This is a genomic window from Alishewanella sp. HL-SH06 (assembly GCF_052656265.1).
Genome location: NZ_CP199752.1, coordinates 3,044,442 through 3,067,308, shown reverse-complemented (window position 1 = coordinate 3,067,308; position 22,867 = coordinate 3,044,442). Strand labels below are relative to the sequence as shown.

23 protein-coding genes are annotated in these 22,867 nt (G+C 48.0%); 21 read left to right on the top strand and 2 right to left on the bottom strand.

What is annotated here, in order from left to right:
- Window positions 1-68: 68 nt before the first annotated feature.
- From traV to traN, 11 genes are all read left to right on the top strand, one after another.
- Window positions 69-641 (top strand): type IV conjugative transfer system lipoprotein TraV, encoded by a 573-nt coding sequence (gene traV, locus ACUJFK_RS14255; protein ID WP_156520091.1) that lies wholly within the window; start codon window positions 69-71, stop codon window positions 639-641.
- On the top strand, window positions 638-1,024 hold the full coding sequence (gene traA / locus ACUJFK_RS14250) for a TraA family conjugative transfer protein (RefSeq protein ID WP_000180225.1): 387 nt from the start codon (window positions 638-640) through the stop codon (window positions 1,022-1,024). Before traV ends, traA begins: the two co-directional genes overlap by 4 nt.
- Window positions 1,025-1,244: 220 nt before the next feature.
- Window positions 1,245-2,036: a type IV toxin-antitoxin system AbiEi family antitoxin gene (locus ACUJFK_RS14245; RefSeq protein WP_028870246.1), complete on the top strand. Its 792-nt coding sequence runs from the start codon at window positions 1,245-1,247 to the stop codon at window positions 2,034-2,036.
- Window positions 2,029-2,967: a nucleotidyl transferase AbiEii/AbiGii toxin family protein gene (locus ACUJFK_RS14240; protein WP_445425273.1), complete on the top strand. Its 939-nt coding sequence runs from the start codon at window positions 2,029-2,031 to the stop codon at window positions 2,965-2,967. Before ACUJFK_RS14245 ends, ACUJFK_RS14240 begins: the two co-directional genes overlap by 8 nt.
- Before the next feature lie 131 nt (window positions 2,968-3,098).
- A complete protein-coding gene (locus tag ACUJFK_RS14235) occupies window positions 3,099-3,791 on the top strand; it encodes a DsbC family protein (protein WP_001228924.1) in 693 nt (230 codons plus the stop codon).
- Window positions 3,791-6,190, top strand: a complete 2,400-nt coding sequence (traC, locus tag ACUJFK_RS14230; protein ID WP_024008831.1) for a type IV secretion system protein TraC — start codon at window positions 3,791-3,793, stop codon at window positions 6,188-6,190. Before ACUJFK_RS14235 ends, traC begins: the two co-directional genes overlap by 1 nt.
- Window positions 6,183-6,530, top strand: a complete 348-nt coding sequence (locus ACUJFK_RS14225; protein WP_004249366.1) for a hypothetical protein — start codon at window positions 6,183-6,185, stop codon at window positions 6,528-6,530. The genes traC and ACUJFK_RS14225 overlap by 8 nt, the downstream gene beginning before the upstream one ends.
- Window positions 6,514-7,026, top strand: coding sequence for a S26 family signal peptidase (locus ACUJFK_RS14220; RefSeq protein WP_004249367.1), 513 nt, complete (start codon window positions 6,514-6,516; stop codon window positions 7,024-7,026). Before ACUJFK_RS14225 ends, ACUJFK_RS14220 begins: the two co-directional genes overlap by 17 nt.
- Before the next feature lie 10 nt (window positions 7,027-7,036).
- The gene (locus ACUJFK_RS14215) at window positions 7,037-8,161 is read left to right on the top strand and encodes a TrbC family F-type conjugative pilus assembly protein (protein ID WP_445425272.1); all 1,125 of its coding nucleotides are present in this window, start codon (window positions 7,037-7,039) and stop codon (window positions 8,159-8,161) included.
- Between the two features lie 31 nt (window positions 8,162-8,192).
- The gene (locus ACUJFK_RS14210) at window positions 8,193-9,173 is read left to right on the top strand and encodes a TraU family protein (protein ID WP_001944093.1); all 981 of its coding nucleotides are present in this window, start codon (window positions 8,193-8,195) and stop codon (window positions 9,171-9,173) included.
- Window positions 9,174-9,175: 2 nt separating this feature from the next.
- Entirely contained in the window at window positions 9,176-12,868 is a 3,693-nt protein-coding gene (gene traN / locus ACUJFK_RS14205) for a conjugal transfer protein TraN (RefSeq protein ID WP_445425271.1), read from the top strand.
- 213 nt (window positions 12,869-13,081) lie between these two features.
- On the opposite strand, the gene ACUJFK_RS14200 is transcribed toward traN, so the two are convergent.
- Window positions 13,082-13,414 carry a DMT family transporter gene (locus tag ACUJFK_RS14200; RefSeq protein WP_008305497.1) on the bottom strand — a complete coding sequence of 111 codons (333 nt, stop codon included), beginning with the start codon at window positions 13,412-13,414 and terminating at the stop codon, window positions 13,082-13,084.
- A gap of 221 nt (window positions 13,415-13,635) precedes the next feature.
- Window positions 13,636-14,238: a hypothetical protein gene (locus ACUJFK_RS14195; RefSeq protein WP_008305494.1), complete on the bottom strand. Its 603-nt coding sequence runs from the start codon at window positions 14,236-14,238 to the stop codon at window positions 13,636-13,638.
- A 367-nt stretch (window positions 14,239-14,605) separates the two neighbouring features.
- Between ACUJFK_RS14195 and ACUJFK_RS14190 the strand changes: the two genes are divergently transcribed.
- From ACUJFK_RS14190 to ACUJFK_RS14145, 10 genes are all read left to right on the top strand, one after another.
- The gene (locus tag ACUJFK_RS14190; RefSeq protein ID WP_008305491.1) at window positions 14,606-14,932 is read left to right on the top strand and encodes a hypothetical protein; all 327 of its coding nucleotides are present in this window, start codon (window positions 14,606-14,608) and stop codon (window positions 14,930-14,932) included.
- A gap of 15 nt (window positions 14,933-14,947) precedes the next feature.
- Entirely contained in the window at window positions 14,948-15,367 is a 420-nt protein-coding gene (locus tag ACUJFK_RS14185) for a single-stranded DNA-binding protein (protein ID WP_171345814.1), read from the top strand.
- A 79-nt stretch (window positions 15,368-15,446) separates the two neighbouring features.
- Window positions 15,447-16,265, top strand: coding sequence for a phage recombination protein Bet (bet, locus tag ACUJFK_RS14180; RefSeq protein ID WP_000414662.1), 819 nt, complete (start codon window positions 15,447-15,449; stop codon window positions 16,263-16,265).
- A gap of 82 nt (window positions 16,266-16,347) precedes the next feature.
- Window positions 16,348-16,491 (top strand): hypothetical protein, encoded by a 144-nt coding sequence (locus tag ACUJFK_RS14175; protein ID WP_000167275.1) that lies wholly within the window; start codon window positions 16,348-16,350, stop codon window positions 16,489-16,491.
- A gap of 61 nt (window positions 16,492-16,552) precedes the next feature.
- A complete protein-coding gene (locus tag ACUJFK_RS14170; RefSeq protein ID WP_269123563.1) occupies window positions 16,553-17,569 on the top strand; it encodes a YqaJ viral recombinase family nuclease in 1,017 nt (338 codons plus the stop codon).
- A 209-nt stretch (window positions 17,570-17,778) separates the two neighbouring features.
- Window positions 17,779-18,738, top strand: coding sequence for an AAA family ATPase (locus ACUJFK_RS14165; RefSeq protein ID WP_445425270.1), 960 nt, complete (start codon window positions 17,779-17,781; stop codon window positions 18,736-18,738).
- A gap of 2 nt (window positions 18,739-18,740) precedes the next feature.
- Entirely contained in the window at window positions 18,741-19,505 is a 765-nt protein-coding gene (locus ACUJFK_RS14160) for a hypothetical protein (RefSeq protein WP_445426790.1), read from the top strand.
- A gap of 98 nt (window positions 19,506-19,603) precedes the next feature.
- Entirely contained in the window at window positions 19,604-20,557 is a 954-nt protein-coding gene (locus ACUJFK_RS14155) for a DUF3150 domain-containing protein (protein WP_000027441.1), read from the top strand.
- Between the two features lie 61 nt (window positions 20,558-20,618).
- Complete coding sequence (locus tag ACUJFK_RS14150) at window positions 20,619-21,059, top strand: hypothetical protein (RefSeq protein WP_193280741.1); 441 nt, start codon at window positions 20,619-20,621, stop codon at window positions 21,057-21,059.
- 69 nt (window positions 21,060-21,128) lie between these two features.
- Window positions 21,129-22,784, top strand: coding sequence for a VWA domain-containing protein (locus tag ACUJFK_RS14145; protein WP_434566189.1), 1,656 nt, complete (start codon window positions 21,129-21,131; stop codon window positions 22,782-22,784).
- Window positions 22,785-22,867 lie beyond the last annotated feature (83 nt).

The following is a 22,867-nucleotide window of genomic DNA, read 5'->3' as shown; positions in this document are numbered from 1 at the left end:
CCTGCATGTTGCTAACCGATCGAAGTCCGTTTCAGACAATAAGATGTGTATCCAGAGGAGAGTTAACCATGACGACATCAATGCAGAACAACCCAAAGCACCAGTCAAAACAGTGGTCTAAAGCTGGATTACTTTTATTGGCAGTCGGCTCAACCTTATTGTCTGGCTGTAGTTCATTGGGTCTTGGGAGTAGTGAATATGGATGCCCAGGTATGCCTGACGGTGTGCGCTGTTTATCCGCTCGTGAAGTCTATGAGCTTACCAGTAATGGCGCTGCACCCAAGACGATTGATGCTGTGGCGACTCGAATGGGTGCTCCCTCTGGGTATTCACAATCTGATTTAGAGACAGGACTGCTGAGCCATCCAGCATTACCCGAGACGCAGCAATCTGCACCTATTCGCATTCCTTCAAGGGTAATGCGGATTTGGATTGCGCCTTGGGAGGATGACCGTGGGGATCTGAATTTATCCAGCTACGTGTTTACCGAAATTGAACCGCGCCGGTGGGATATTGGGGTGTCAGCACCTCGAACGGTTTCGCCAGTGCTACGTCCACTTCAGACTCAAAGCGATTCAGCCTCAGCGGGAGCTGATGGTAAGCGCGATAACTTGAGTATCTACGGAGAAACTAACGAATGACAAATGCAGTTCGCACCATTCAAACTCAGCGCCTAATGACCATTGGTGCGCTTGGTTTAATGGCGTTAATGATTTCGGAGCCCTCATTTGCGGGCACCGGTGGTGATGCTTTCACTGATGTGTGGGATACCCTAAAAGATTGGACCCAAGGTACTTTGGGACGGATCGTAGCAGGAGCCATGGTTCTGGTGGGTATTGTGGGCGGTATCGCTCGCCAAAGCTTGATGGCTTTTGCCTTGGGCATTGGTGGCGGTATGGGTCTCTACAATACGCCAACAGTCGTTGAAAGTGTTATGTCTGCAACTTTACCTGTCGTTGCCAGCACTCAAGAAGTCATTGGCACAACAGTTCCAGCAATCAGCGCCGTCTTACTGGGCACCTGAATGTGAACCACAGTAGGCAGTTCACTTAAGGCAATCAAACTTAGGTCTACACAACATCGGGTTATTGGTGATGTTGTGTAGACCTTTTCATTTCAGCGACGCCACATTAACGAACTTGGTTTACATTATTTGGTATATTAATACCTAAGGTGTTAAAATTCCTATCGTAATAAACTATATGGTTTATACTGTTCGTGATATTCATACTTTGGGTGTTAAAATGTCATCTAAAATAAACTGGCTTGTTGCTCATACTTCTCCTGGTGCGCTAGTACTTCAGCAATGGCTGACTGAAAACGGTGTGAGCTACTCCCTGGCTCAAAAGTACGCGCAGAATGGTTGGCTGAAGAAGCTTAGTTCTGGTGTGTACTATCGTCCAAATGCGCAGGGCGATATAAAGCCAACTTGGGTTGATGCCATTCAAGCATTGGATGTGCAATTGGGCGTTTCAGTTCATTTGGCTGGATTGAGCAGCTTAACTCACCAGGGACTGAGTCACTATTTACAGCTGAACAAAGAGCAAGTTTGGATTTGCGTTAAAAACAAGTCGTCCTTACCGAAATGGTTTCGTGAATTCCCTTATCAGAATTGGTTTTACTGTGGAAACCATAAGCTTGAAGTGAATCCCGAGAAAGATTTGAAAAGGATCACGGTCAAAGAGAAAGAACTCACTGTCAGCTGTGCAGAACTTGCTGCCTATGAAGTGGTAGACGCGATTGGAAAGCTGATTTCATTTGAGCATGTTGCAGAATTATTTCAGGGTTTAGTCAATCTTAGTCCTAGAAAAGTACAAGATATTCTTGAACGAAGCAGCTCTGTTCAGGCAAACCGAATATTTCTATTTCTGGGTCGATACTACGATCACCAGTGGGTCAATCGCGTAGATGAAACAAGAATTAAATTGGGTGCAGGAAAGCGGCAGGTTGTCGAAAAAGGACGTTTTGATGAGCGATATCAAATCACAGTGCCAGAGATATTAAGCGTCAAAAAAGGTGAACAACATAATGGATAAAGATAGCCCATATTACAAACAGGTTTCCTTGCTCATAAGAATGCTTCCTGTGGTAGCAACAGAGACGGTTTTTGCACTTAAAGGTGGCACCGCCATTAATTTATTTGTGAGAGATTTTCCTCGGTTATCTGTAGATATTGATCTTGCTTATCTTCCACTTGAACCAAGAGATGAGGCTTTGATTAATGTCAGGGCTGCATTGCAGCGCATTACAGACAGAATCAATACTCAACCAGATATCAGAGCGGCATTTCAGGATAATAAAGCTGATGAACTGAGAATAGTTGTATCAAGTCCGGTTGCGACGATCAAAATTGAAGTGTCGCCCGTCGCCAGAGGTACATTGCATAGTGCAGAAATAATGCCAGTTCAAGAGTCTGTTGAAGACGAGTTTGGTTATGCTGAGATTCAGGTAGTCAGTCTTCCCGATCTGTATGGTGGAAAATTGTGTGCTGCAATGGATCGCCAACATCCTCGCGACTTATTTGATGTGCGTATGTTACTTGGCAGTGAAGGGATTTCGAGAGAGATTTTGGTGGGTTTTTTAACCTATACATTAAGTCACCCTCGGCCTATTAATGAAGTCATGTCGCCAAACTGGCAGCCTCTAAATGAGAAATTTCAGGCAGAATTTGACGGAATGACTTTTGAAAAAGTTGAATGCGAAGACTTAGCCTCTGTTAGGCCCATGATGTTAATTGAACTGCAAAAACATTTCACAGAAAGGGATCATGCTTTCCTTATGTCATTCAAAAGAGGGCAACCTGACTGGGCATTGTTTGACTATCCTAATGCAGCAGACTTGCCAGCGATTCGTTGGAAGTTGCAGAACATTAACAAATTGGCAAAGAATCAAGCAAAACATCTAGAGCAATTAGATAAATTGAAGCAAGTGCTTGATGATTGGCTTGTTAACGCAAACGCCGAGTAATTCGTTTATAACAAACCTCAACGAGCTATAAGCCCCCTAGTTAGATTGCGATTTCTTCAATCTATCTAACCGAGTCCACATAGGACAACTGCATAGACTGGAGCCTCGATTTACATTAACGAGGACTCCTCATGCGAAAACTATCTCCAATTATTCTGGCGCTTGCGCTGTCTCCATTGGTTCAAGCTGAACCTGTGTCTGAAGTGTCGCCCGTTGGCAAAATTGACGGCATGGTTTCTTTGCCGGTCACGGGTATGAAAGCGGTCGAAAGCAATGGCCGTATTGTTTTCATGTCAGACAGTGGCCGGTTCGTCATTGATGGCACGCTCTATGATGCCTGGTCCAAAAAGCCGCTTACCAGCCTTGAAGAAATTCGAGAAGCGGGAAACACGCTGGACTTAAGTCGTCTTGGCTTAAAAATGGATGATTTGAACCCACTGACTTTAGGCGAAGGCAAAAAGAAAGTGGTGGTCTTTGTTGACCCACGATGCCCGCACTGCCATGAGCTTTTGAAACAAGCTTTACCGCTAACCAAAGAATACACCTTCCAAATACTCCCTGTGCCAGTGCTTGGTCCTGATTCAGAGCGTCAGGTTCGCCAGCTTGGCTGTGCGCGTGACAAGAAAGCGGCCACCGATGCATTGCTGAATGGCCGGATTGGTAACCTAGAACAGGATGATGCCTGCAACTTAGAACCAATGCAGCGTACCTTGGTGACGGCTCAAATCCTGGGCATTCAAGGTGTGCCTTTCATCGTCGCCAATGATGGTCGCATCAGCCGAGGCCGTCCTTATGATCTTTCTGCTTGGTTGGAGGGGCGTTAATGAAAGCCTCTCTGTATTCAGGGCAACGCGCTTCTGAGCTATTGCCAGTATTGGCCTATTCAGACGATGAGCAACTGTTTTTCATGGAAGACCAGAGTGTTGGCTTTGGTTTTCTATGTGACCCATTGCCGGGTGGTGATGAGTCTGTTGCAGACAGGGTTAATGTTCTTCTCAACAACGACTGGCCAAAAGACACTTTGCTGCAATTTGGCCTGTACGCCTCGCCTGATATTCAAACCGACCTTCAGCGCATGATGGGCTTACGGCATCGTCAATCCGATCCATTGCTTAGGGCGTCGATACGCAAACGTGCGGATTTTCTCGATGGGGGCACGGTTCAACCGATAGAAGAATCGACCCAGACTCAGGTACGCAACTTTCAACTGATCGTCACCTGCAAATTGCCTTTGGAAAGTCCTATACCGACGGAGCGTGAGTTGAGTCGAGCATCCGCGCTTCGGGCTTCTTTCTCTCAAGCGCTGGCAACGGTTGGTTTTCGCGTTACTGAGATGACTGACCGAAACTGGCTCGCGGCATTAAGTGCGCAGCTTAACTGGGGAAAAGATGCTTCCTGGCGCAATCCATCACCAATCCGCAGTGAGGCTGATAAACCACTTCGAGAGCAAGTGTTGGATTATGACCGAGCTATCAAGGTGGATAGCCAAGGTCTAATGTTGGGTGATTACCGAGTTAAAACCTTATCGTTTAAGCGCTTGCCTGAGCGGATCTGGTTTGGTCATGCCGCAAGTTTTGCGGGCGATATGATGACGGGCAGTCGCGGTTTACGCGGCAGCTTTTTGCTAAATGTCACCATTCACTTTCCCTCAGCTGAGGCGATGCGATCTCGTTTAGAGACGAAGCGTCAATGGGCGGTCAATCAGGCCTATGGCCCGATGCTCAAGTTTGTGCCGGTGCTTGCAGCCAAGAAAAAGGGGTTTGATGTTCTTTTTGAAGCTTTGCAAGAAGGTGATCGTCCTATTCGGGCAAATATGACCTTAACGCTGTTTTCCCCGACGGAAGAGGCGTCCATCAGCTCTGTTTCAAATGCTCGAACCTATTTCAAAGAGCTCGGATTTGAGCTGATGGAAGACAAGTACTTCTGTTTGCCCATTTTCCTGAATGCCTTGCCATTTGGTGCTGACCGCCAGGCGATGAACGACTTGTTTCGATTCAAGACCATGGCGACACGGCATGTCATCCCTCTGTTGCCTTTGTTTGCGGATTGGAAAGGCACGGGCACGCCAGTGATTAACTTTGTTTCCCGTAATGGCCAGATCATGAGTGTGTCCCTTTATGACTCGGGCAGTAATTACAACTGTTGCATCGCGGCGCAATCGGGATCGGGCAAGTCTTTCCTGGTGAACGAAATCATCTCCTCCTACCTATCAGAAGGCGGGCAATGCTGGGTGATTGATGTTGGCCGCTCTTATGAAAAGCTGTGTGAAGTCTATGACGGTGAGTTCTTACAGTTCGGGCGGGACAGTGGCATTTGCTTGAATCCGTTTGAAATCGTTGAGGACTATGACGAAGAAGCGGATGTGTTGGTTGGGTTATTGGCCGCAATGGCCGCACCTACGCAGTCATTAACCGATTTTCAGATGGCCAACCTAAAGCGTCAGACCCGTGAACTGTGGGAGAAAAAAGGTCGTGCCATGTTGGTTGATGATGTGGCAGAGGCCTTAAAAAATCATGAAGACCGTCGTGTGCAAGACGTGGGTGAGCAGCTCTATCCGTTTACGACACAGGGCGAATATGGCCGCTTCTTTAATGGCCACAACAATATTCGCTTCAAAAACCGATTCACCGTTCTGGAGTTAGAAGAGCTCAAGGGGCGTAAGCATCTACAACAAGTGGTGTTGCTTCAGCTTATCTACCAAATCCAACAAGAGATGTACTTAGGTGAGCGGGATCGTCGCAAGATTGTGTTCATTGACGAAGCCTGGGATCTGCTGACTCAAGGTGATGTCGGTAAGTTCATCGAGACGGGTTACCGTCGATTTCGAAAATATGGCGGCAGCGCTGTAACGGTAACGCAGTCGGTCAACGATTTGTATGACAGCCCTACAGGTAAAGCCATCGCTGAAAACTCGGCCAATATGTACCTGCTTGGTCAAAAAGCCGAAACCATCAACGCGCTCAAAAAAGAAGGCCGTTTGCCATTAGGTGAAGGCGGCTACGAATACCTAAAAACGGTTCATACCGTCACGGGTGTCTATTCCGAAATTTTCTTTATTACCGAGATGGGCACCGGGATTGGCCGCCTCATCGTCGATCCGTTTCACAAGCTGTTGTACTCGTCCCGTGCAGAAGATGTAAACGCGATTAAGCAGTTAACGCGCAAAGGCCTTTCTGTTGCTGATGCCATCTCTCAGTTGTTGAAGGAGCGAGGCTATGAATAAGTCCACGCTTTGGCCATTTATGGCCTCTATTACTTTGTCTATTGCAGGCAGCGGTTTAATGACCAGCTGGCTTTTAATGAAAACACTCGAACCCATCCACAGCCAGTTGGCGTTAAGTACGCCCATTGCAGTCGTGGATTTTGGGGAGGCGGTGTTGTCACTGGGCCCCAATGCCAGCGAACAAGACATCGAATCCAGGTTGCTTCAGACCAATCAGCAAATTGAAAAATTAAAAGCAGCCGGTTTTATCGTGCTGGATGCCCAAGCGGTGGTGGGTGCTGATGATTCCGTATTTGTGCCAGTAGGCTCAAAGGAGGTGTCTCATGCAGATACTCCGTAAAAGAATGCCTTGGCGGCCATACCTCATCCGGTTGACTGTTCTTGCGTTAATCATGGCCTTGGTAGGCACCTACGCCATGATGCGCTACCGAATAGGTATTGATACCCAGCAAGAGCGCTGCCTGCCTGATACCACGGTGTATCTGATTGACCTATGGAATAAAGAGCCCGTTAAGGATGGTTTGTATGCCTTCCACTCAAAAGGACTCGCTCCGTTATATAACGACGGTACTCGGATGCTGAAACGCCTAACAGGGATGCCTGGGGATGAAGTCAATGTGACGCCTGAGCATGTGCTGGTGAACGGTGCTGAAGTTTCTACCGGCATGGCATTAGCCCAGCGTCTTGGTGCGGCGGAATCACAATTTAGCCGCTCATTGACGCTGCAAGAAAACGAATATTGGTTTTCCGGCGAGGCTGCTACGAGTTTCGACTCCCGCTATTGGAATGCCGTTAAGCGCGAGCAGATTGTTGGTCGCGCTTGGCCGCTTTGGTAGGAGGTGGAAGATGAGAAGACTATGCCTCTTATTTTTGTTGGTTGCGCCATTGGCTTTTAGTCAAGTGTCCTGGGCACAAGAGCCTTATCCGTTGTCTGACGAGGACAAAAAGATCGTCGAAATGAGCCGCAGCATTTTACAAAGTGCTGTGGATGGTTCATCTGAATTTATCGAGCCTTTTTCACCGATTGAACAACCTAAGTCGCTCAAACACAACGATGAATGGTTGATATTTGCGTCGTCCTCACTGGGGGATTCCTCACTGATGCAGCTATTTAAAGAGGCCAGTGCTACCGGCGCTATTGTGTTGTTTCGGGGAATTCCTGAAGGAAAGACCTTGGGGGCGGCTATCCGTGATTGGCATACCCTGATGGCGGGACTTGATCCTGTTCCTCAGGTTCGAATCGATCCGAAAGCCTTTGTGCACTGGCGGGTGACTAGCGTGCCTGCCATTTTCCGCATAAAAGATGACAAGGTGACTGCAAGTGCACTAGGGGTTTACAGCAAGGACTGGTTGCAGCGTCAAATTGAAACAGGCAATACCGGTTCATTGGGTCAACGCGGTCCTATTCATTCGATTTTAGAACCGGATTTGATGCAAGTAGCGATGCACCGTTTACAGTCGATTGACTTGGGCGCGTTAAAGAAAAAAGCCATTGAGCGTTTCTGGTCTCGCCAAACATTTACTGAGTTACCCAAAGCCACGCAGTATCGGATAAGAATGGTTGATCCAACCATCGTCATGCAGCGGCCACTATTGGATGCCAATGGCCGAACATTGATCCCAGCAGGAACGCGTATTAACCCGCTAAATGCCTTGCCGTTCACTCAGCAGCTTGTGGTGTTTAATGCGTCGAACGCTGAAGAAGTGGACGCAGTAGCGCATTGGCTTGAGACGCAAGATAGGACACTGCGCCGCATTACGCTTATCACCACGCAGCTCGACCGTGCCCAAGGCTGGAATCGCCTCAATGCGCTCGAAAAGACATTGGATAGTCCGCTTTACCTTCTCAATGCCTCGCTAAAGCAGCGCTTTGATCTGCAAGTCACCCCATCGTTTGTTCAAGCAAAGGGGCTCGCGTTTGAAATAGAAGAAATTCCAGCAAAGGAGCTTGTTCATGAAAAAGCTCAATAATACGTATCGTCTGTTGCGGACTCTCGTTGTCATGTTTGTCCTTGGCGCATCTATTCCTGCAAAAGCCGAACTGACCTGCCCAGACGCGGGTTTATTGTCGGGTAAGTTGCTGACGGATGTTTGCTGGTCATGCATTTTTCCTATCCGAGTTGCGGGTCTTCCTCTTGGCTCTGGTAGTGTCCCAAGCGGCGCATCAAACAAGTCATTTTGCTTATGTGAAGATAACTTAGGCGTGCCAAGGCCAGGTATTGTTACCAGCATGTGGGAGCCAGCGCGTTTAATTGAACTGGTCAGAACGCCAGGTTGTTCGCCTTCCCTGGGAGGGATTCGTTTACCGTTAGGTGATAGGAGACTGCAAGGTGGTCATGGCGAAGGTGAATACGACACCGGTGATCTCGCTTTCTACCATTACCATTATTACGCCTTTCCGCTTTTGGTCATGCTCGATTTGTTCATGGATGGCAATTGCAATGCCGATGGTTACATGGACTTTGACTTGATGTATTTGTCGGAATTGGACCCAACATGGCTGAACGATGAACTGGCTTTTTTTACTCAGCCTGAAGCGGCTGCCGTTGCCAATCCATTGGCTATATCTGCTTGTACCGCTGACGCTGCCTCATCAACGCTTGGTAAACCCATCGACCAGTTGTTTTGGTGTGCTGGCAGTTGGGGGCATCTCTATCCGTTATCTGGCCATACCTTAGCCTTTGGCTCATTAGCAGAAAACACCAGCCATTTAGCGGCACGTGCAATCGCAGCTCAACACCGGCGTGGTCTTGCAAGGCGAACAATGGGAAATAGTGCGCTATGCCGACCTGTTATCGAACCCATGCTGCCGAAATCCCAATACAAGATGAGTATGTTCTTCCCTGTACCAGAAACTGAAAGTGCGCATGTCATCGGTGAAAGTACCATGAAATGGGGAGAGTGGCGAACGATCCCCGGTGCCGGAGAAGATGCGCTCTACATTTTGTGGCGCTGGCAAGACTGCTGTAACTCGGGAGGTTAACTATGAAACCAACATTTTTTACCCGAGTGTTAGCGGGTATTTTATCTATCACTATGGCGTGCTTGCCCTTACATGGTGTGGCCGCTGATGTGCAGCGCCAATCCGGCCTAAGCGGACAACAAGAAGGTAAGCAATTGCTGCAAAACTGGACGATGCCCGCACTCAATGGCAATACATTGTCGGTGCCGCATGGCAGTGGTAATGAGTCCATTAACTTGCAAGAGCTTTTCCCTGGTATGGATCAGGGCTCATTGGATGTCTTAACGGGCGTTTATGGCTCTGATGCCAGCATGAATCAATTGGGGACGCAGCGCCAAGAGAGCATGGCATCCGAAAGTGGCGCTACGGGTGAGGCATTTCGTTCGCTACAACAAATCAAAGACAGGTCTCGGCCAGATATGGTCAATGATCCCCTTTGGGCATTAACTGATGCGGTTCAAACTGACCCTAATCTATTGACGCAAAGCTTCCCAGGTTGTGAGTCTCAAGGTGAAGGAAGCCCAAACTACCAGCAATGTGACAGACTCAATACAGCGGTTAACAGCTGCACTATTACTCACGATTACACGGCAGGCATTATTGAGCATGTTTCAGGACCAATGAACCTTCGCTCTTGTGGTGAGGGATGTCTTGAAGTTTGGATTGGACGAATTGGCGACAACTACTGGAGTGGCCGTTGTAAAGTGTTTGAACAGGCCATCACACTCAAAGTCGTGAACCCCGATGCGATTACCTCAGCCGTTCTTGAGTACGCCAAATGGGATGACTACATGCAAGTTTGGCTTGGCGATCAGAAAGTCTGGTCTGGGCCGAACAATAACTTTCCACCAGAAACGGCTGGCCGCTGCGAGCTCAGTACCAGTTGGGAGCGCAATCCAAATACCGATCTCACTGCTAAGCTAAAAGCGGTAGAACCAGGTTTAGAAGTGCCGGTAAAAATTCGCGTATCGGTCACTGGTAGTGGTGAGGGGTATGCACGCATCAAGGTGCGCTTTGATCCAACCAAGGTGGTGATGAATGATAGTTGGTCGCCACAATCCTGTATCGAACAAGCAGCGGATATCCCGACGAAGTTTTCAGACTACAGCATTCAATGCACGGATCAGCCGTCTTCAACCAACGGATGTACGGTGGTCAATGGTGTTTCAGTTTGTGAATCCTACTTTGCCCCAAGCCCTGTGGCGGGCATATCGCCTTTGTGTCGGCGTATACAAGTCAGTGTGGATGACGAAAGCTATAAGGGGATTGAAAATCAGGCCTGCCAAGTGCTTGAAGCGAATCCTTCCTGTGGATTCATGTCGTCAGAATGTGCCGAAACCAATGATAAAGGTGAATGCATTCGTTTTACCGATACCTATGACTGTGGATTGCAAACCAGCGATCCAAAGTGTGTGGTATCCAACCTTATGCCAAGTAGTTTTGAGGCCTGTGAGCCTACTCAGACTATTACGCCATTTACTGAAACCAAGCATGTACCGGATTACCAGGTGTGCGAAAAGATCAGCACGCTTACTCAGTGTCAGTTAGAGCGACGTGTATCCGCCGAAACACATCAACAAAGCTTGTACATTGAGCGCGGTTGCTTTAGCTCTGAAACGCTCAGCTTTGTTCCACAGCACAGCAGTACTATGCAAACTGGAAACGCGACACTGAGGATTTTTGATAATCAAAATACTGAGATAAAAATCACCGAGTCGCCGTCAAAGGCAAATGGTTGGAAAACGACACTCTCACTGACGGGCAATAAAGAAGCGGTCACAGAGACGAAACCGTCCATTAAGTACCCTGAAATGACCTGTCCAAAAGGAACCTTGGTTGGCTCATTGTGCAAGGTCGTTAATGGGTCGATTATTTCGTGGCATGAACCTCAGGAAGTCACTCGTTCCAGATGCGAATCCGGCTGGTACAAAGTCGATTTCGACACTTGCAGCCGAGAAGTTCAGAAGTGTTTGGTTCCTGCGAAACTGAGCGCTTCATTGACCTTCTCTGGCAAGTACTTAGAGCAAGACATTGTTCATCAATCAAGTGATCCGGGCATAGAGCAATGCTTGATGCAAACGGATCAGTTTACTGCGGTGCAGTGGCAGTGTTTGGATACGGGCACAAAACGAATCGACGGGTTAACGGTTGGTAGTGGCGAGTTGGCTAATCTTGGAAGCCTTTATCCTGCGGTTGTTTCGTCTCCTGCTCATTTAACCAGTCGCGGCAGTTCTGATGGACTGGGACTCTCATGCTGGAGGGCAAGAGCGACCTACAATGCTTCGACTGCTCATCCTGAGTTCAACATGGGCAGCTCAGATAGCTGGGTAGATGCCAATGGTAATACTCAAACTATCGTCAATAACGGACAAAACACGACCACCAATACGTGTGCCGCGCTAGAGCAAAATCTGGCTTGCCAATATGTCAGAACCGAATGCACTGAAGGCGGGGCTGGTCATGAAGGCTTCTGCTATATCCAAAGTTTGGTGTATGACTGCGGACAAAGCGTAGAAGTGCAAAATGCACGAATGGAAACTCAATACAACTGTGAGGGGCCAGTTCGCTGTATGGGCACAGATTGTTTAGAGCCAGAGTCAATCAAGCAGGCTAACTTTGCAGAAGCCGCTGCGATGCTTAATGCGGCGCAGTTTATGACCAATGATATGTCATGTACGGGAGCTGATGGCCAAGATAACGTCGAGTGTACGGTTTTTAAAGGTAATGCTGGCCAGTGCAAAAAAGCCGTTGGCGGCATAGTGGATTGCTGTGAAAAGCCAAGCGGCGTGTCGTTATCGGACTACATCACGATGATAGTGGCGGTTAACAAGCTTGATACGGCAGTCATGGCCATGAATCCGTCTTCGGCAATCTATGGTTCTTGGAATACGCTCAGGGAGCCAATCACGAGCACTTGGAGTGCGGTCAAAGAGCCTTTTGTGTCAGCATGGGACTCTCTCATGGGAGCTGGGCCATCAACGGCTGCTGGCGCGGGAGCGGAGCAAGCTGCGACTGGCTTCATGCAGGTGTTGACCAATAAGACGGCTGAATGGGTAGGTACGACCTTTGGTTCGGGGGCGCAATCGGCACTGTTTAGTAACGTTGGTGGCGCGGTTGGAGCCGATGGTGTCGTTTCGGGTGGTAACTTTGCACTGGGAGGCGCAGCGGGCGCAGTTCTGAGTACGGTTATGACGGCCTACATGATTTATTCAGTCACCATGATCCTCATTCAGCTTATCTGGAAATGTGAGCAGAGTGAGTTTGAGATGAACGCCAAGCGGGTATTGAAGAGTTGCCATTACGTGGGCTCTTACTGCAAGTCCAAGTTCTTAGGTGCCTGTGTTGAAAAACGGCAGTCATATTGCTGCTTTACTTCGCCACTTTCACGGATCATTCAAGAACAAGTACGTCCGCAATTAGGCCTTGGCTGGGGCAGTGCGAAGTCACCAAACTGTGAAGGTTTGACCGCGAGTCAGTTAAACCAGGTAGATTGGAGCCAAGTCAATTTGGATGAATGGATAGGTATCTTGTCGATCACGGGCAACCTACCCGAAATACCGTCACTGGATCTGGAACGACTCACAGGCTCAGGAAGTACGCTAAACGTTGATGGGAACCGTCAAAGTGCCGCAGATAGAGCCATTGAACGGCTAAACGGAATGGATGCACAGAAACTGCGTCAGGAGGCGACGGAAGAAATTTCGGGGAATAATTGAGCTCGTCCTTCTAAAATAGCAGCGACAATAATGTTCCATTTTGGTTACTTTAATGCGATTTTACGCTTTAAAGTAACCATTTTTGCACTTTGTGATCACAGATCGAACAATTTCAGCTAACGCGCTTTTGCCCTTTTTTGTGTTAGCTACGGGGCAAAGTTAAGCCATTGATTAAGATTTTGACTCACTCAATCCTATCACTTTGTCATTCGTTCAATGAGCGCTGGTTTTAGATAGTAGATTAAGTACAGCAACACCACATACGATTAATCCAATTCCAATCCACCCCCATGTATCCATTTTCTGTCCATATACAAGCCAAGCAATGCCAGTAACAATGGCCACGCCCAAGCCCGCCCATACAGCATAAGCGATGCCAACTGGTATAGATTTAAGGGATAACGATAGAAAATAGAAAGAAATACCATAACCTAAGCAAACAACGAATGAAGGAATCAACTTTGTAAAACCATCGGTTGATTTCAATGTAGTGGTTGCAATCACTTCACCAAGTATTGCTATTGTCAAGAATAACCAGTGTTTCACAAATATACTCCTAGTAGGTTTAGCTGAGGGCTAAGTATATGGAGTTTATTGATTAAATATCAGTCTTGTTAAAAAACAGAATTTCTGAGCAATGATTGCTTTATCAACGTTTCAATGCGCTCTCGGCTGACTCAAAAATGTCCAAAACTGTTTTACAAAGTTCACAACTGCAATTTAGAAGAGCCCCTTCGAGAGGGGCTGGTTGATGGGAGCCTAGTTGGCTAGTTGGCGGGGTTATCTGTTTCCTCTTCAGTGATATCGTCATCGGTTGAAGGCACCGCTTGCTCAACTTCTGCTTCTTTACCCTTAGCTTGGGCTGATTTTCGTGCTCGAATTTCGATATCAATTATGCGTCGAGCCAGTTTGATGATGCGCTGTTGCCATGCGTAGTTGCCATCAACACGTTGCTTGTTGCTAAGCACGCTAGACAACCAGAGTGTGTCCATTGAGAGCATCAACGCATCGAGTTTGCGAACTAATCCGACAAACTGGCCAACCTGAGGCGAGCTGATTTTGGCGTTGAAGGTAATCGGGTCGGTGTAGTCAGGTACTTCATCGATACCGTTGGACTCCATCAGTTTGTCCAAACGAGCTTGTTCGTTGTCTACCGCTTTAGCGCAATCCTCGATCAATTGGCTAATGATCTGTTCCACTTCATCAATTTCGTTCTCATCGCCAATGATGCGCAGGATGACATCGATTCCGTAAAGCGCACTGACCGTCCGTCTAAAAACACGGTCAACGACACGTTGCGCCTGTAAGCTGTTAATTGTGAATGATTGTTCAAAGATGGGTTTTGAGTAATTGGGTTTTGCTTGGGCCATAAGTTTGCTCCTGATATGACAAAAATCAGTCCCTAGCCTAATCCTCTGTGCGGTAATGGCCTTTCAGCTAGGTGGAAGAATTGAGCATCTTTCTGACTATCCTGTCTGGATAAGACGGTTACACTGACTTTCAAATATTGCTGATCTGTTTCAGTGATATCTGCGCCTGAGAGCATGAGCTCAAAGGAAGCCCGCCGCTGAGTATTCTCAGTGGTACTAAGAGGTAGCTAGCCTCCCTAAACAAATAGCCTGCATGTTTTTACATGCTCAACCATGCGTTCCTTACGGTTCGCCTTTTCACCACCCAACTGGGGGAGTTTTCCCCAGTTGGGGGTGACTCCTTCACAACCAAATTAAGGAGTCACCAATGGAATATATCTTCGGATTTATTATCCAAATCGCAGGCATTATGTTGCTTGCAAAACTGAGCTGGTCGCTTTTGCGATTGCTTGCTCGTCAAAGCGTGCGCCCGTTTCGATTTGTACTTACTCAAATCAAGCGATTGCTCACACCAACACCAAAACGTCGTCCAATGGCAGTGCCTAAAGCTCCTGGTATGCCCCGTTTGACATCTGCGTTTTACAAAGAGCCACATCAGTACGACATGGCTTTACTCGACATACCAACCTATCTGCGCCGTCAGTCATCTTTGCCCAGCCGGGCAGAAACGACTGTGTGCACAGAGTTCAACTAAGACGAGGAGAACATTATGAAAAACCAAGTAACACTCATAGGCTACGTTGGCTCTGAGCCAGAGACACGAGCCTATCCATCAGGTGATTTAGTGACCAGCATTTCACTGGCCACTTCTGAGAAATGGCGCGACCGTCAATCCAATGAGCTCAAAGAGCATACGGAATGGCATCGGGTCGTTTTTCGAGACCGTGGTGGATTTAAGTTAGGGCTAAGAGCAAAAGATTTAATCCAAAAAGGAGCGAAGCTTTTTGTTCAAGGTCCTCAGCGCACGCGCTCATGGGAGAAAGATGGGATTAAGCATCGATTGACCGAAGTGGACGCGGACGAGTTTCTGCTTCTTGATAGTGTGAACAAAGCATCTGAGCCATCAGCGACGGATGATGCGGGCTCCCAAACTAATTGGGCACAAACTTATCCTGAACCATATTTTTAACCGAGCAAAAACGCTTTAACCCAGCCGGGAGTACTTTCCCGTCAGGGTCAGACTCCCACTTTGATTGTCGGAGTCCACAATGGAAAAACCAAAGCTAATCCAACGCTTTGCTGAGCGCTTTAGTGTCGATCCAAACAAACTGTTCGATACCCTAAAAGCAACAGCATTCAAGCAACGTGACGGTAGTGCACCGACCAATGAGCAGATGATGGCGCTCTTGGTGGTTGCAGATCAGTACGGCTTGAACCCTTTCACCAAAGAGATTTTTGCGTTCCCTGATAAGCAAGCTGGAATTATTCCAGTGGTAGGTGTCGATGGATGGTCTCGCATCATCAATCAACACGACCAGTTTGATGGCATGGAGTTTAAGACTTCAGAAAACAAAGTCTCACTGGATGGCGCGAAAGAATGCCCTGAATGGATGGAATGCATCATCTATCGGCGCGACCGTTCGCACCCAGTCAAAATCACTGAGTATCTGGATGAAGTCTATCGACCGCCTTTTGAAGGTAACGGCAAAAATGGCCCTTACCGTGTAGATGGTCCATGGCAGACGCACACTAAGCGAATGCTAAGACATAAATCCATGATCCAGTGTTCCCGCATTGCGTTTGGCTTTGTGGGAATTTTCGATCAAGACGAAGCGGAGCGAATTATCGAAGGCCAAGCAACACACGTTGTTGAGCCATCAGTGATTCCACCCGAGCAAGTTGATGATCGAACCCGAGGGCTTGTTTACAAGCTTATCGAGCGGGCGGAAGCTTCAAACGCTTGGAATAGTGCATTGGAATATGCCAATGAACATTTTCAGGGTGTTGAACTGACGTTTGCGAAACAAGAAATATTTAATGCACAACAACAAGCAGCCAAAGCGCTCACACAGCCTTTAGCTTCTTAGCGCCACGCATTCATTTTACTAACCCTGGCGGGATTATTCTCCCGTCAGGGGGAAGGTCTCGTCTTTTTTTTGGAGATCTTCCATGACTAAATCAGCCTCACTTTTTCGCTTGGTATTGGTTGTTGCCCTTGTCGTAGGTTCGATTCAAGCCGGTAAAGCGGCAATTGATTCGGTTCAAGCAAGTGTTGTTCAGCACCAAACAGCGTTAGCACAAGCTGCAAAGTAACCACTTAACCCTGAAGGGGAGTTCTCTCCTTCGGGGGAGTCTCCCCCTCAAAGGAGACAATATGAAGGTTATCGACCTATCACAACGTACTCCTGCATGGCACCAGTGGCGCATTGCAGGGGTTACGGCATCTGAAGCCCCAATTATTATGGGGCGTTCACCCTACAAAACACCTTGGCGATTATGGGCAGAAAAAACCGGATTCGTATTACCGGAAGACCTGTCGAATAATCCAAATGTGCTTCGCGGTATACGGTTGGAGCCTCAAGCAAGGCGAGCATTTGAGAATGCGCATAATGACTTTCTTCTGCCGTTATGTGCAGAAGCCGATCATAACGCAATCTTTCGAGCCAGCTTTGATGGCATCAACGATGCGGGCGAACCCGTTGAACTGAAATGTCCTTGCCAGTCAGTTTTTGAGGATGTGCAAGCTCACCGAGAACAAAGCGAGGCGTACCAGTTGTATTGGGTACAAGTACAGCATCAAATACTGGTCGCCAATAGTACGCGTGGTTGGTTGGTATTCTATTTTGAGGATCAACTGATTGAGTTTGAAATACAACGAGACGCGGCGTTCTTAACTGAGTTGCAAGAAACAGCGCTTCAGTTTTGGGAGTTAGTACAGACCAAAAAAGAACCGTCAAAATGCCCAGAGCAAGATTGTTTTGTTCCTAAGGGTGAAGCCCAATACCGTTGGACATCGCTGTCTCGACAGTATTGCTCAGCACATGCTGAAGTTGTCCGACTGGAAAATCACATTAAATCTTTGAAAGAGGAAATGCGAGACGCTCAGTCAAAATTGGTCGCCATGATGGGTAACTACGCTCATGCGGATTATGCAGGGGTCAAACTCAGCCGCTACATGATGGCGGGTACGGTGGACTATAAGCAATTGGCCGCCGATAAATTAGGCGAGCTGGACGAACAGGTTTTAGCCGCTTACCGAAAAGCGCCACAAGAGCGGTTGCGCATCAGCACCAATAAGCCAGATCAGCCCGTTGAAACACCAATCAAAATCAGCCTTGAGCAAGAGAACTTGGTTCTGCCAGGTGACTCGCCGAGCTCATTTTATTTTTAACGTTCACTTGGAGCCGATTTCGGCTCCTTTCTCATGCACTTACATCGAGTGCATCAGAAAGCAGTTTCACTCGTAGCCAATGCTGGATACGAATGATAGAGCGAGCTGAACTCTTACATACACAGCCATACCACAATCAACACACCACCCGACGGGGACTTCATTCCCTGTTGGGGCATGGGGCCTCGTCAAAACTGATGAGGTTTACCATGACTGAACAATCCCCATTTTTGGTTCAAGTGAATCAAGCGTTTAATGTCCCGGCTCCTGATGCTTTCGTTCTGGAAGGATTTAGTGCCGACACTACCCATCCAAACATTCCCGTTCGCAAGGACGAGTATGTTTTTAGAAAAGAAGACTTACGTGACGTATTGGCGTTTTTGTCTAACCCAGACGGTGACGGTTTGTATATTACAGGCCCCACTGGATGCGGTAAGACCTCGCTAATTTGCCAAGTTGCTTCTCGATTGAATTGGCCTGTTCAGCAAATTACTGCGCACGGTCGATTGGAGTTGTCCGATCTTATCGGTCACCACACGCTGGTTAATGGCAACATGACCTTTGTGTATGGACCGCTGGCACTGGCTGTAAAGCATGGCCATTTGCTGATCATTAATGAAATGGATCTTGCTGAGCCCGCTGAACTGGCTGGGCTCAATGACATTTTGGAAGGTGCCCCGTTGGTCATCGCACAAAATGGCGGTGAGATCATCATGCCACATAACAAGTTTCGTTTTATCGCAACCGGCAACAGTGCGGGCAGCGGTGACCAGACGGGCTTGTATCAAGGTGTGCTTCAACAGAATTTGGCTTTTCTTGATCGCTTTAGAATCATCGAAGCGGCCTATGCAGAGCCTTCTGTAGAGGAAGCCATTCTGGAGAACGTTGCGCCGGGCTTACCAGAAGTCTTCCGCCAAAAAATGGTGAAAGTGGCTGGTGACATTCGCCGTCTTTTTATTGGGGGCGCGGATGGCGGTGCTGAGCTTAGTATCACCATGTCCACTCGGACCTTGGTGCGCTGGGCAAAGCTAACACTTGCTTTTAAAGGCGCTCCTAACGCAGTGGAGTATGCACTGGTTCGGTCTTTGACGGCTCGTGCTGAGTTGGAGCAACGTGAAGCCATTCACCGTATTGCCGCTGATGTCTTCGGTGACCACTGGGAGGATTGATGATGGAAAAGTGCTTTGCTCTTTACCGTTACAGTCATTCTGATGGGACAGCCAAAGAATGGGCCATTTACGTTGGATCAGATAACCAGGAGGTTGAAGTTCGGTTTGGAAAAGCTGGTCAATTGTCGCAGCAGCGATTGATTGACTCGACTGATCCTAACGCAGAAGCAGACCGACGAATCAATGAGAAAATCAACAAGGGTTATCGATTTGTTGGACACGTCGGCATTGATCATCAAGGGCGGCCATTTGAACTCTCAAATGCGCTTGATAGTGTCGCGTGCGCCAATAACGTCAGTTGGGAGTTTCGTACTCGCAAGGACGTCAATGGCCAAATCTCGCTGGCGCAAAAAGCGTTGTTCGATATGGCAAAGCTGCTTGAGGCTTATGGCTTGGCTGTTATTGATGATAACCAGGTCAGGATTGGAGAATGGTCATTAGGGTTTTGCAAAAGCGCATTACCTAGTACCAATCAAATCAGCATGGTGTCAGGTGAAGGCGCTGGCATTGTTAACACTGATGATGGCCCGTGGCCATTGTTGCTGTTACTGGCCTTTAAGCGTCAATTACCACCACTGTGTTCGCTCACAGTAGCGAGTCCTGAAGGGATAGAAGTATCCGACCAACTGAAGTTGGAAAAAGATGTATTGCGGTTGCTAGGCAGTGATTTAGAGCGGGTTCGCCCGATTGCTGAAGCACTGGACTTAATGCCTGCGAAAATCGATCTCAACCAATCGTCGCCTGATTCGCAAAATTACTATTTTTGATAGTGATGTTGCCATTAGCGCGTCAACTACTACCACCCAAACGGGGGCCATTGCTCCTGTTGGGAGTGGTGCGTCCCCATCTCGCATGAGGATGCACTATGAGTATTCAAACCCTCGACAAACTCTTGATTTGTCACATCGACTGTTCCATCTGGAGCGGTAGAAAAAAACTAAGGCCTGAAGATTTCAGACTAGCCAATGGCAGCCAACTTCCACCGAAGGATGTTGCCAGCTTAGGGAGTAAAAAAATTTGCGACCCTGAGGCATTGGCGAACTTTGAAAGGCTTAAGAAAGAAGCGCAACGCTTGTGTGAGCAAGTCGGTGTGCGGTTTTTAGGTGGCTATGCCGTCCCTGAAGACCGAATTGATCAGATTGTTCCAGAGCTTGACCGGATCGGCCAGGAGTTTGCGCAGTGCAAGCAGTTGTTCTTGGACAACTATGATCAGGTGACGTTTGACTGGGTTGCAAAACACCCGGAATTTGCAGATGCAATCCGGCGTGCGCTGTCACCCATCGAAGACGTGGAACAACGGCTTCAGTTCGATTATGCCATCTATCGAATGCAACCGGCTGAACAAGCTGGTGGCTTAGATGACAAGGTCAATGGCATGGGACACACCCTCTTTAGGGAGGTGGCTCGTGATGCTAATGAACTGTTTGAGCGTTCCGTTGCAGGAAAGAATCAAATCAGTCAGCGTGCCCTTAATCCTCTGAAGCGGTTAAGAGACAAGTTGGATGGTTTGTCATTCTTGGATCATCGAGTTCAGCCGATGGTTGAAGCGATGGACAATTTATTTGTTCGTCTGCCGAAGACTGGCCCTGTGACAGACAATCTCTATCACGAACTGATGGCGACCATTTTAATTTTGTCTGATCCAGACAAGATGAGAATGCACGGTGAAGGTCAATTGGATATCAGACAACTGATGCCCAAACCTGAACCTAAACCCGCACAGCCAGTATCTGCTCAGGCAGATAACTTACGTGCAATACCACAACCAACCGTCAGACCAAACCTTGGTTCGACTGTACCAAACTCATTTTATTTCTAACGTCCTTGAGGGCATGTTGCCCTGAAGGGCGCATGTCCTCTGAACTATGTAAGAGGAAATTATGCAATCAACCATCCATAACCCCAGCCAACTGAACCAGTTTGAAGCACATTTTCGTGGTGTGACTGATGCTGTTGAAAGTGAATCGATACCAGAAGTGGCGTGTTGTCGAACTTTAGTACAACGGTCGTACTCAACACATAGTGTCGTGATCCCCAAGAACCCTGTGCTGATCGCAGATGCGGACGCACATGGAGCTTGGGTAACGGCCATGGTATTTGTTCCAAACATGGTATTGCAGCAAACCGCTTATGAGCGGGCCTGGCTGCAATATCAACACGAGGTGTCTACTCAGTTACAAGACCAGTACGGTCTGACATTGGATGACATCCTGAGTTTAGACCAGCTTAAAACGTCATTTGAGCAGCACGAGAGTCCAGCTCAATTGGTGGCTTGGTTAGGTCAAAAATACGACCTGGATAAGCTAAAAGCACAGGTTTAAACACTCACATTCCCAGCGGGGAAACGCTCCCGCTGAGGGAGTATTCCCCCTAATGATTAGGAGACTCCCATGAATCATCCATTAAAAAACGCACTGCCAATCGTAGCCGCAGCTTATGGCGAAAAGTTTGGTGTGAAGGTGCTTATTCAAGGACAAGATGCGTTTACCGATGGTGAGCGGATTGTGATCCCAACAGCAAACCCAGACGACCCACACTATCAACAGATAGCTTGGGGTTATCTGGCTCATGAAGCGGCGCATATTCGCCATACTAATTTTGACATGGTGCAGAAGGCGTCGTCCAAACCGATCCGTAAGGCACTTCTCAATATCATTGAGGACGTTCGCATTGAAAACGAATTGGCAAAGGATTATCCCGGAACCCGGCGCAGTATTTCGCAAGTGATTGAGTACATGGTGGACACACAGCAAATGTGTGTACCTGAACAGCTTGAGCCTGCATCTAACTTGCAAGCATGGTTGTTGTTCCGCTTGAGATGCCATTTTCTGGGCCAGAAAGCGCTGACGCCTTTGTATCAAGCAGTCGATGAAAGAGTGAGACAACTCTTTCCTGCCGCAGCGATGAGCCGGTTAAGCGCCATGCTGACAGCAGTGCCTAGCCTGGCATCTACAGGTGAAGTGCTAAAACTTGTCGATGCCATCGTTGCCATGTTGGAAGAAGAATCTCGTCCACCACAGGATGAGTCGGATGCTGATAGCGGTAATGACACTGGGCAAGATGCGAGTAATGACAGCAATAACAGTAGTGATAGTCAAACCCCAGAAACAGATTCGTCTGCAACGGGGGATTTTGCTGAAACGGGTGATTCAGATAACTCTGATCAAGCTGACAATTTGCGACAAGCCTTAGAGGCCAGTGCCGCTCAGTTTGAACCCGATACCTTTGCACAAGTGGCAGAAGTGTTGTCGGAACAAGCTGAAGGACATCAGGGCGTCACTCCACTCAGTTTGCCCCAAGCAGAGCAAGCTATGTTGGGTGATGAAGCCATCTTGACCTTATCGGCGTCTGAGTCGGCTCAAATTCGAGCCCGACTTAGAGGTATGGTTCAGTCCAGTCAGGACAATCGGAATCATGCCAAACGGCACGGTCTTCGAGTTGCAACCCATCGTCTTGCCGCTTCCCAAGCAGGTGAGTCGAGATTGTTTATTCAAAGACAGCCGCGCATTGCGCCCAATGCTGCTGTGCACTTGCTTGTCGATATATCGGGCTCAATGGGTAAACCCATTGGCGAAGGTAATCGCAAGTACTTTCATGTTGCCAATGAAGCTGCTTTGGCTTTGGCTATGGCATTGGAAGGTATACCGGGTGTTGTACCTGCGGTCAGTTATTTTCCTGGTATTCATAAGGAAGTATCTATCGCGTTATTGCCCAAGCAATCGGTTCGACATCGGGCCGCCTGTTTTGACCAAAAACCACGAGGTTGTACGCCTATGGCACAAGCTATGTGGTTTGCGGCAAACAGTTTGTTGGCACAAAAACAGAAGCGAAAGCTAATGATAGTGCTAACCGATGGTGACCCAGATGACTGGGCTGCTACGCATGACATTGTTGACCGTTGCAGACGAAGTGGCTTTGAGCTGCTGGGGATCGGGATTCAAACACGCAGTGTTGAGAAATTCTTTCCTCAAAGCATCGTGATTAACGACGTCAAAGATCTGAAGCGTGAGTTATTCGAAGTAACACAACAACTGTTAGTTCAGTAACCACATCAACTTTACCACCCTGCGGGGACGATTCCGTCCCCGTCAGGGCATGGGTTCGTCTCCGTTTTTTTTTGGAGACTCCT

Coding starts and splice junctions, on each gene's coding strand:
- traV (WP_156520091.1), top strand. CDS start 69: ATGACGACATCAATGCAGAACAACCCAAAGCACCAGTCAAAACAGTGG.
- traA (WP_000180225.1), top strand. CDS start 638: ATGACAAATGCAGTTCGCACCATTCAAACTCAGCGCCTAATGACCATT.
- ACUJFK_RS14245 (WP_028870246.1), top strand. CDS start 1,245: ATGTCATCTAAAATAAACTGGCTTGTTGCTCATACTTCTCCTGGTGCG.
- ACUJFK_RS14240 (WP_445425273.1), top strand. CDS start 2,029: ATGGATAAAGATAGCCCATATTACAAACAGGTTTCCTTGCTCATAAGA.
- ACUJFK_RS14235 (WP_001228924.1), top strand. CDS start 3,099: ATGCGAAAACTATCTCCAATTATTCTGGCGCTTGCGCTGTCTCCATTG.
- traC (WP_024008831.1), top strand. CDS start 3,791: ATGAAAGCCTCTCTGTATTCAGGGCAACGCGCTTCTGAGCTATTGCCA.
- ACUJFK_RS14225 (WP_004249366.1), top strand. CDS start 6,183: ATGAATAAGTCCACGCTTTGGCCATTTATGGCCTCTATTACTTTGTCT.
- ACUJFK_RS14220 (WP_004249367.1), top strand. CDS start 6,514: ATGCAGATACTCCGTAAAAGAATGCCTTGGCGGCCATACCTCATCCGG.
- ACUJFK_RS14215 (WP_445425272.1), top strand. CDS start 7,037: ATGAGAAGACTATGCCTCTTATTTTTGTTGGTTGCGCCATTGGCTTTT.
- ACUJFK_RS14210 (WP_001944093.1), top strand. CDS start 8,193: ATGTTTGTCCTTGGCGCATCTATTCCTGCAAAAGCCGAACTGACCTGC.
- traN (WP_445425271.1), top strand. CDS start 9,176: ATGAAACCAACATTTTTTACCCGAGTGTTAGCGGGTATTTTATCTATC.
- ACUJFK_RS14195 (WP_008305494.1), bottom strand. CDS start 14,238: ATGGCCCAAGCAAAACCCAATTACTCAAAACCCATCTTTGAACAATCA.
- ACUJFK_RS14190 (WP_008305491.1), top strand. CDS start 14,606: ATGGAATATATCTTCGGATTTATTATCCAAATCGCAGGCATTATGTTG.
- ACUJFK_RS14185 (WP_171345814.1), top strand. CDS start 14,948: ATGAAAAACCAAGTAACACTCATAGGCTACGTTGGCTCTGAGCCAGAG.
- bet (WP_000414662.1), top strand. CDS start 15,447: ATGGAAAAACCAAAGCTAATCCAACGCTTTGCTGAGCGCTTTAGTGTC.
- ACUJFK_RS14175 (WP_000167275.1), top strand. CDS start 16,348: ATGACTAAATCAGCCTCACTTTTTCGCTTGGTATTGGTTGTTGCCCTT.
- ACUJFK_RS14170 (WP_269123563.1), top strand. CDS start 16,553: ATGAAGGTTATCGACCTATCACAACGTACTCCTGCATGGCACCAGTGG.
- ACUJFK_RS14165 (WP_445425270.1), top strand. CDS start 17,779: ATGACTGAACAATCCCCATTTTTGGTTCAAGTGAATCAAGCGTTTAAT.
- ACUJFK_RS14160 (WP_445426790.1), top strand. CDS start 18,741: ATGGAAAAGTGCTTTGCTCTTTACCGTTACAGTCATTCTGATGGGACA.
- ACUJFK_RS14155 (WP_000027441.1), top strand. CDS start 19,604: ATGAGTATTCAAACCCTCGACAAACTCTTGATTTGTCACATCGACTGT.
- ACUJFK_RS14150 (WP_193280741.1), top strand. CDS start 20,619: ATGCAATCAACCATCCATAACCCCAGCCAACTGAACCAGTTTGAAGCA.
- ACUJFK_RS14145 (WP_434566189.1), top strand. CDS start 21,129: ATGAATCATCCATTAAAAAACGCACTGCCAATCGTAGCCGCAGCTTAT.